This window comes from Amnibacterium sp., from assembly GCF_025463795.1.
Classification (GTDB): domain Bacteria; phylum Actinomycetota; class Actinomycetes; order Actinomycetales; family Microbacteriaceae; genus Amnibacterium.
Genome location: NZ_JAODBE010000025.1, coordinates 1 through 8,410, shown reverse-complemented (window position 1 = coordinate 8,410; position 8,410 = coordinate 1). Strand labels below are relative to the sequence as shown.

Here is an 8,410-nt window from a genome sequence, read left to right as displayed (position 1 = left end):
GAGCGCGCGGGGGCCGTCGCGGCGGCCTGCGCGATCGCCGCCGCGAGTCCCGCCGCCGACTGCTCCACGTCGTCGCGGCGGGTGGTCCACGCGTCGATGACGGCGTCGAGCACCTGCCGGAAGGAGGGGTGCCCGCCGACGGGCGACGGGGGTGAGTAGGTCCCCGCGTGGAACACGCGCCCGAGCGGGGTCGCGAACGCGTTGAGCGGCCAGCCGAGATCCGGGGTGAACGCCCCGGCCGCCGTGAGGTAGGCGGCGTCGACCTCGGGGTGCTCCTCACGATCGACCTTGATCGCCACGAAGTGGCCGTTCAGGTACGCGGCGAGCTCGGGGTCGCTGAACGACTCCCGCGCCATGACGTGGCACCAGTGGCAGGTCGCGTAGCCGATCGACACGAGCACGGGCACATCACGCCGTGCCGCCTCCGCGAACGCCTCCGGTCCCCACGGGTACCAGTCGACGGGGTTGTCCGCATGGCTGCGGAGGTAGGGGCTGACGGCGTCGGCGAGGCGGTTCGGCACGGCAGCACCGTACGTCGGCGGGATCAGTCGGGCGGCTCGACGCCGGTGACCCTCGCGGCGCCGCCCGCGGGTACGTCGTCGACGTTCGTCGTCAGCTCCGGCCCGGAGTTGTCGCTGATGTCGATGACGTCCTCGTCGACCGGCACGTCCGGGTCGACGTCCACGTCGGTGATGGGTCCCGGGTCCTCGGATCCGGTGCGCTCGTCGGTCATGGTGCTCCCTCCACTCGGGAGGCCATCACTACCGGCGCAAGGTGGACGTCGGCAGGACGTCCGGTGTCCGCGGGATGGCCGCCGCGCCCGGCAGGACGCGGGCGGGCCTCACGGCCGGGAGCGCCGCCGGCGGCCGGTGAGCAGGGTCCACACGATCAGCACGATGAGCGCACCGCCGATCGCGAACAGCCACGTGCGCAGCTCGAAGAAGGTGCCGAGCCCGCGGCCCCCGAACAGCAGTCCGCCGAGCCAGCCGCCGAGCAGGGCGCCGACCACCCCGACGAGGAGGGTGCCGACCCATCCGCCGCCCTGCCGGCCGGGGAGGATCAGCTTGGCGATCGCACCGGCGATCAACCCGAGGAGCAGGAACGCGAGGAAGCCCACGGGCCTCAGCGTCCAGGAACCCGGGGGGAGGAACGCGACGGCACGCCGGTAGCGTGGCCGGATCGAGCGCGAGGAGGCGGGATGGCCCCGGACCGGGACGACACGGCGGCGCTGGCCCGCCTCGTGGACGCGATCGTGCCGCCGGACGCGACGCCGTCGGCGTCCGCGACGGGCGTCGTCGAGCACCTGCTCGGGGTGCTCGCGCAGGAGCGGCCCGACTGGGCGGAACGGCTCACCGCGGTCGTCACCCTGCTCGGTGAGGATCCTGCGGCGACGCTGCCGGCGCACGCCGAGGACCCGGACGTGTTCTGGCTGGCGGCCCTCGTGGTGGACGCCTACTGGGCGAACCCGGAGGACCGGGCCGGACGCGGCACCGCGGCCTGGGACGACCTCGGCTGGCGTCGCTGGCCCGAGGGCGACCGGCCGCTCGAGCCACCCGTCCCCGGTCACCGGGAGGCCGTGATCGGCCCCGACGACCTGGCCGAGCGGTACGACGCCGTCGTCGTGGGTTCCGGCGCGGGCGGCGGCGTCGCGGCGGAGGCGCTCGCGGCCTCCGGCAGGCGGGTGCTCGTCGTGGAGGCGGGCGACTGGCCGGCACTCGCCGACGTGACCCTCGACCATCTCCGGAACCCCCGTCAGGTGCGCGGCCTGCGGCTGTTCTCCGGACCGCCGCTCGGGACGATCCGCATCGCCGCCGACGGGTCCGCCCTGCCCGACCCGAGCGACGGCCGGTGGAGCAACAACGCGATGTCGTTCGGTGGCGGCACCCGCTACTACGGCGCGCAGGCGTGGCGCCTCACGCCGGACGACTTCCGGATGCGGTCGGTCTACGGGCGCCCCGAAGGCAGCGACCTCCCCGACTGGCCGTTCGGCTACGACGAGCTCGAGCCGTACTACACGCGCGCCGAGGTCGAGATGGGCGTCAGCGGATCCGTCGTCGGCGACACGAGCGCCGGCCCGCGGTCCCGCGACTACCCCATGCCGCCGCTGCCCACAGGGCGCACGGCGGCGGTGCTCGCCGGGGGCGCCGCCCGCCTCGGCTGGAGCACGACGACCGTGCCGCTGCTGATCAACTCGCGGCCCTACGACGGCCGGCCGGCCTGCGTCCAGTGCGCCCAGTGCATCGGTTTCGACTGCCCGGTGCAGGCGAAGTCGGGCAGCCACAACTCCACGCTCACGCGGGCGCTCGCCTCCGGCGCCTGCCGGGTGCTGCCGTCGGCGGCGGTCGTGCGTCTGCTCACCGATGTGAGTGGTCGCGTCACGGGGGTGCGGATCGCCGGCGGGTCCGCGGACGGGATCTGGCGGCGCGACGTGGCCGCGGGCGAGGTGGTGCTCGCCGGCGGGGCCGTGGAGACGGCCCGGCTGCTCCTGAACAGCGCGTCGGAGCGGGAGCCCGCCGGCATCGGCAACGGGACGGACCAGGTCGGGCGGCACCTGCAGGGCCACCTCTACGGCGGCGCGATCGGCCTGTTCGACGAGCCGGTGCAGGACATGCTCGGTCCCGGCCCGTCGATCGCGACCTGCGACTTCCGGCACGGCAACGACGGCATCGTCGGTGGCGGGATGATCGCGAACGAGTTCGTGCCGACCCCCGTCAGCGCCTACCACTACCTGCGCGCCGCCGACCTGGTGCCGGCGTGGGGCACCGCGATGAAGGACGCGATGCGGACCGCATATCCCCGAATGCTGCGGGTCGTGGGGCCGATCCAGGAGGTCACGAGCGTCACCTCCCGCGTGCGCGTCGTCCCCGGCGTGCTCGACCGGTTCGGGACGCCGGTCGCGCGGCTCGAGGGCGGCGCCCATCCGCTGGATCTGCGGGCCAGGGCGTTCCTCACGGGGCGGGCACGTGAATGGCTCGAAGCGAGCGGCGCCGCGAGCGTGCGGGACGACGCGGTGAACGGCGGCGGCCGCGCCCCGGCCGGCCCGAGCGGTGGGCAGCACCAGGCGGGCACCTGCCGAATGGGCGACGACCCCGCGGCGAGCGTCACGGATCCGGAGGGCCGCGTCTGGGGCCACGAGAACCTGCGGATCGCGGACGGCTCGCTGCACCCGACGAACGGGGGCGTGAACCCCGTGCTCACGATCCTCGCGAACGCCTACCGCGTGATGGACCGCATGCTGGCCTAGCCCCGCGTCTGCGGCCCGCACGGACGTCCGCGGCAGGCGTACGGGCCCCAGCCGTCCGCAGCGGCAGCACGCGTGCGCACGGCCGGGACGCCGCGCTCGGCGGGCGGATGGGAGACTGGACGGCTCATGTCCCTCGCCGTGCCCGTCGTGACGTACCCGCCGGAGCTGCCCGTCAGCCGGATGCGGGACGAGATCGCGGCGGTGATCGCGGCCAGCCCGGTCGTGGTGGTGGCGGGCGAGACCGGCTCCGGCAAGACGACGCAGCTGCCGAAGATCTGCCTCGAGCTCGGACGCCGCACGATCGCGCACACGCAACCGCGCCGCATCGCCGCCCGAACGATCGCGGAGCGGATCGCGGAGGAGCTCGAGACGCCGCTCGGCGGCCTCGTCGGCTACTCGGTGCGCTTCACGGACCGCTCCGGGCCCGACACCCGGGTCCGCCTGATGACGGACGGCGTGCTGCTCGCCGAGATCCGCCGCGACCGGGATCTCAGCCGCTACGACACGATCATCCTCGACGAGGCCCACGAGCGGACCCTCAACATCGACTTCCTGATCGGTTATCTGAAGCAGCTGCTCGCCCGCCGCAGCGACCTGAAGGTGATCATCACCTCCGCGACGATCGAGGTGGAGCGGTTCGCCGCCCACTTCGCGGCGCCCGACGGCACGCCCGCGCCCATCGTGGAGGTGTCCGGGCGCACGTATCCGGTCGAGGTCCGCTACCGGCCCCTCGTGGTGGAGGATGCCGGCGACGAGGACGTCGACGGGGACGGGCACGCGTCCGAGGACCGCGACCTCGCACAGGGCGTGAGCGAAGCCCTCGACGAGCTCGAACGCGACATATCGGGCGACGTGCTCGTCTTCCTGTCGGGCGAGAGCGAGATCCGCGACGTCGCCGACGTGCTCCGCGGCAAGTACGCCGGACGGCCTCGCCCCGTCGAGATCCTGCCCCTCTACGGGCGGCTCTCCGCCGCCGAGCAGCACCGCGTCTTCGAGCCGTCCGCCACGTCGGGGGTGGCACGGCGCATCGTGCTCGCCACGAACGTCGCCGAGACGAGCCTCACCGTCCCCGGCATCCGCGCCGTGATCGACGGCGGCACGGCCCGCATCTCCCGCTACAGCGTGCGGGCCAAGGTGCAGCGGCTGCCGATCGAGGCGATCTCGCAGGCCTCCGCGAACCAGCGCTCGGGCCGCTCAGGGCGCACGAGCGACGGCATCGCGGTGCGCCTGTACTCCGAGGACGACTTCGCCAGGCGCCCCGAGTACACGGATCCCGAGATCCTCCGCACGAACCTCGCGGCGGTGATCCTGCAGATGATCTCGCTCGGCCTCGACGACATCGCGGCGTTCCCGTTCCTCACCCCGCCCGATCCGCGCGGCATCAAGGCCGGGCTCGAGCTGCTCACCGAGTTGGGAGCGGTGCGCGGGGACCGCGGCCCGCAGGCGAGCCTCACGCGGATCGGGAACGACCTCGCTCGCCTGTCCGTGGATCCGCGCTTCGGCCGGATGCTGCTCGAGGCGCGCCGCCACGACGTCGTGCGCGAGGTGACGGTCATCGTGGCGGGCCTCACGATCCAGGATCCGCGGGAGCGGCCGGTCGAGCGGCGCGAGCAGGCGGACGCGGCGCACGCCCGCTTCGCCGACCCGACGAGCGACCTGATCGGGCTGCTGAACCTCTGGAACCACCTCGAGCGCGTGCAGGCGGAGTCCTCGTCGAGCGCCTTCCGCCGTCGCTGCAAGGCGGAGTTCCTGAACTTCGTGCGGATCCGCGAGTGGCAGGACCTCGTCCGCCAGCTCTCGTCGCAGCTCGACGACCTCGGCGGCCGGAGGCGCGAGCCCCTCCGCGAGCCCCGCCGGAAGCCCGCGCCGCGGGAGGGCGACGCGGTGAACGCCGACCTGGTCCACAAGTCGGTGCTCGCGGGCCTGCTCTCGCAGATCGGCGTGCGCGACGACCGCACGGTCGCGCCGCCCACCCGTGGCGGCCGCCCGTCACCGCGACGCGGCTCGGTGGAGTTCCTCGGCGCACGGCAGCTGCGGTTCTCGGTGTTCCCGGGCTCCGCGCTCGCGAAGCGGCCGCCGGCCGCGATCATGTCGGCCGAGCTCGTCGAGACCTCGCGGCTCTTCGCGCGGATGAACGCAGCCGTCGACCCGGCGTGGGCGGAGCCGATCGCCGGCGACCTCGTGAAGCGCACGGTCGGCGATCCGCGGTGGGAGCAGCGCCAGGGTGCGGCCGTCGCCGACGAGAGGGTCACGCTCTTCGGGGTGCCGATCGTGGAGAAGCGGCGCATCCAGTACGCCCGCGTCGATCCCGTGCACGCCCGCGACCTGCTGCTCGAGCACGCCTTCCTCGAGGGCGAGTGGCCGCGCGAGACCGCCCGTGACCGGGCCTACGACTTCGACCGCGCGAACCGGCGCCTGCGCCGCGAGATCGACGACGAGGCGGAGCGCACCCGCCGGCCGCCCGTCGACGAGCAGCGGGTGATCGAGTTCTACGACGCCCGCATCCCGGCCGAGGTGCACTCGGTGCGCGAGTTCGAGGCCTGGTGGCGGGACGCGAAGGAGCAGACGCCCGACCTGCTCGACATGGTGCGCGCCGACCTCGTCGAGGAGGAGGACGCACCCGACGTCGATCCGCGGGAGTTCCCGCCGTTCTGGCGGCAGGGCGAGCAACGCCTGAAGCTGCGGTACCGGTTCGCCCCCGGCGCCGCTGACGACGGGGTCACCGTGCAGGTGCCGCTCCCACTGCTCGCCGGGCTCTCCCCCGCCGGGTTCGACTGGCAGGTGCCCGGCCTCCGCCAGGACCTCGTCGCCGCGCTGCTGAAGACGCTGCCGAAGCCGCAGCGGCGCTTCGTCGTGCCCACGGGCGACTGGGCACGGCGGCTGCTCCCCGAACTGCCTCCCGGGCCGGAGACCGGTGGCGTGCCCGGGCCCCTCGTGGACGCGCTCGCGCTCGTCGTGCGACGGGTCGCCGGCGCCAACCCCGCACCGGCCGACTTCGAGGCCGACCGGCTGCCCCCGCACCTGCGGATGGCGTTCGAGGTGCTCGACAATCCCCCGGCCGGCAGGGCAGGTGGACCGAGTGGTCGCGCGATGGCCCGCGACGTCGACCTCGTCGCCCTGCAGCGCCGCTTCGCCGAGCAGGCTCGGGCGTCCGTCGCGAAGGCCGTCGCCGCCCCGACCCCCGCCCGGCAGGCGATCGAGCGGCGGGGCCTCACCACGTTCGACCTCGACGAGCTGCCCGGCGTGCTCGACACCCGTCAGTCGGGCGGCGTCGTCCGGGCGTATCCCGCCCTCGTCGACACCGGATCCGCCGTCGACGTGCGGCTGCTCGCGACGCGCGAGGAGCAGACGGCGGCGATGCGGCTCGGGATCCGCCGCCTCCTGCTGCTCGCCACCCCGTCGCCGGCCCACTACGTGCGCGAGCACCTGTCGGGCGCCGAGAAGCTCGCGCTCGCGGCGAGCCCCTACGGATCGACGGATGCGCTCTTCGCCGACTGCCTGGTCGCGGTGGTCGAGGCCGCGCAGGCGGCCGGGACCGAGGACGGCACCGTGTGGACCCGCGCCGGGTTCGAGCGCCTCCGCGACCGGCTCGCCGCGTCCGTGCTCGACGACCTCTTCGCCGTCGTCGGGGCGACCGCCGCGGCCCTGGCGGGTGCCCGCGACGCGGATGCGGCGATCCGGCGGTCGACGAGCCTCCCGCTGCTCCCCGCGCTCACGGACGCGCGGGGCCAGCTGGACGCCCTGATCCATCCCGGCTTCGTGAGCATCGACGGTGCGGCGCGGCTGCCCCGGCTCGCCGTCTACACGGCAGGGATGGTGCGCCGCGTCGAGCGGCTCCCCGAGCAGGCGAACCGCGACCGCGTGTGGATGACGGAGGTGGCGACCGCGACGGACCTCTACCGCGCCGCCGGTGGCGTGCTCCCCCTCACCCGAGACGTGCCGGAACCCCTGGTGCGGGTGCGGTGGCTGCTCGAGGAGCTGCGGCTCAGCCTCTTCGCGCAGGGCCTGCCGACGTCCGAGCCGGTCTCGCTCCAGCGCATCCGGCGCGCCCTCGCCTGACGCGGACCTGCAGCTTCCTGCCGTCGTGCCGGCTGGATGAAGGCCGAAAGCGGAAGGTGCACGGACGAGGCGCCCGCGTGTTCACACCTGTGACTACACACGTGTGTATAGTCGGCCTCATGTCGCTCCCCCGCACCCTCCTCGGGCTGCTCGATCCGCAGCCCGCGCACGGCTACGACCTCAAGCGGTCCTACGACCAGCACTTCGGTGGGGACAAGCCGCTCGCCTACGGCCAGGTCTACGCGGCCCTCGCGCGGATGCTGGGCAACGGTCTCGTCGAGGTCGCGGGTGTCGAGCCCGGCGACGGCCCCGACCGCAAGCGGTACGCCATCACCGACGCCGGCGTCACCGAGCTGCACACCTGGCTGGAGACCCCGGAGCCGCCGGCCGCCTACCTGCAGAGCACCCTGTACACGAAGGTCGTGCTCGCGGTGCTGACCGGGACCGACCCGCACGACCTGCTCGACGGCCAGCGTGCGGCGCACCTCGCGGAGATGCGCGTGCTCACCCGGCGCAAGCAGGGCGGCGACCTCGCCACGCAGCTCGTCTGCGACCATGCGCTGCTGCACCTCGAGGCGGACCTGCGCTGGCTCGAGCTCACCGCCACCCGCATCGAGGCACTGAAGACGGCGGTCGTCCGATGAGCGCGATCCTCGAGGCCGAGGGCCTCACCAAGTCCTTCGGCCCGACCGCGGCGCTGCGCGGCGCCGCATTCGCCGTCGAGGCCGGGGAGATCGTCGCGATCGTCGGTGCCTCCGGCTCCGGCAAGTCGACGCTCCTGCACTGCCTCGCCGGCATCGTCCGTCCCGACGCGGGCAGCGTGCGCTACCGCGACAGGGACCTCACCCGGATGTCGGACGGCGACCGCAGCCGGCTGCGACGGACGGAGTTCGGCTTCGTCTTCCAGTTCGGGCACCTCGTGCCGGAGCTCACCTGCATGGAGAACGTCGCCCTGCCGCTTCGGCTCGCCGGCGTGCGCCGCCGCGACGCGGAGGCGCGGGCCAGGGACTGGCTCGACCACGTGCAGGTCGAGCAGGTCGCGGGGTCGCTGCCGGGCGAGGTGTCGGGCGGCCAGGCGCAGCGCGTGGCGGTCGCCCGTGCGCTCGT

At 74.3% G+C, this 8,410-nt stretch carries 7 protein-coding genes; 4 read left to right on the top strand and 3 right to left on the bottom strand.

Translation table 11 applies throughout. The features are described from left to right. From JWQ92_RS01965 to JWQ92_RS01955, 3 genes are all read right to left on the bottom strand, one after another. The coding region (locus JWQ92_RS01965; RefSeq protein WP_297342774.1) for a thioredoxin domain-containing protein at nt 1-521 on the bottom strand (521 nt) is incomplete at its 3' end. 23 nt (nt 522-544) lie between these two features. Further along, on the bottom strand, nt 545-733 hold the full coding sequence (locus JWQ92_RS01960; RefSeq protein WP_297342773.1) for a hypothetical protein: 189 nt from the start codon (nt 731-733) through the stop codon (nt 545-547). Nucleotides 734-841: 108 nt separating this feature from the next. After that, nucleotides 842-1,117 (bottom strand): GlsB/YeaQ/YmgE family stress response membrane protein, encoded by a 276-nt coding sequence (locus JWQ92_RS01955; RefSeq protein ID WP_297342772.1) that lies wholly within the window; start codon nt 1,115-1,117, stop codon nt 842-844. 81 nt (nt 1,118-1,198) lie between these two features. Here JWQ92_RS01955 and JWQ92_RS01950 point away from each other — a divergent pair, with 81 nt between their 5' ends. The 4 genes from JWQ92_RS01950 to JWQ92_RS01935 form a co-directional block, all read left to right on the top strand. Then, on the top strand, nt 1,199-3,244 hold the full coding sequence (locus JWQ92_RS01950) for a GMC oxidoreductase (protein ID WP_297342771.1): 2,046 nt from the start codon (nt 1,199-1,201) through the stop codon (nt 3,242-3,244). A 126-nt stretch (nt 3,245-3,370) separates the two neighbouring features. Then, a complete protein-coding gene (gene hrpA / locus JWQ92_RS01945; protein ID WP_297342770.1) occupies nt 3,371-7,303 on the top strand; it encodes an ATP-dependent RNA helicase HrpA in 3,933 nt (1,310 codons plus the stop codon). Nucleotides 7,304-7,422: 119 nt separating this feature from the next. Then, nucleotides 7,423-7,947 (top strand): PadR family transcriptional regulator, encoded by a 525-nt coding sequence (locus JWQ92_RS01940; protein WP_297342769.1) that lies wholly within the window; start codon nt 7,423-7,425, stop codon nt 7,945-7,947. Further along, nucleotides 7,944-8,410 (top strand): ABC transporter ATP-binding protein (locus JWQ92_RS01935; RefSeq protein ID WP_297342768.1); only part of this gene is annotated, 467 nt, incomplete at its 3' end. The genes JWQ92_RS01940 and JWQ92_RS01935, both read left to right, overlap by 4 nt.

What these genes read in the sequence shown, in the direction of transcription:
- JWQ92_RS01960 (WP_297342773.1), bottom strand. Translation starts at nt 733, where the DNA reads ATGACCGACGAGCGCACCGGATCCGAGGACCCGGGACCCATCACCGAC.
- JWQ92_RS01950 (WP_297342771.1), top strand. Translation starts at nt 1,199, where the DNA reads ATGGCCCCGGACCGGGACGACACGGCGGCGCTGGCCCGCCTCGTGGAC.
- hrpA (WP_297342770.1), top strand. Translation starts at nt 3,371, where the DNA reads ATGTCCCTCGCCGTGCCCGTCGTGACGTACCCGCCGGAGCTGCCCGTC.
- JWQ92_RS01940 (WP_297342769.1), top strand. Translation starts at nt 7,423, where the DNA reads ATGTCGCTCCCCCGCACCCTCCTCGGGCTGCTCGATCCGCAGCCCGCG.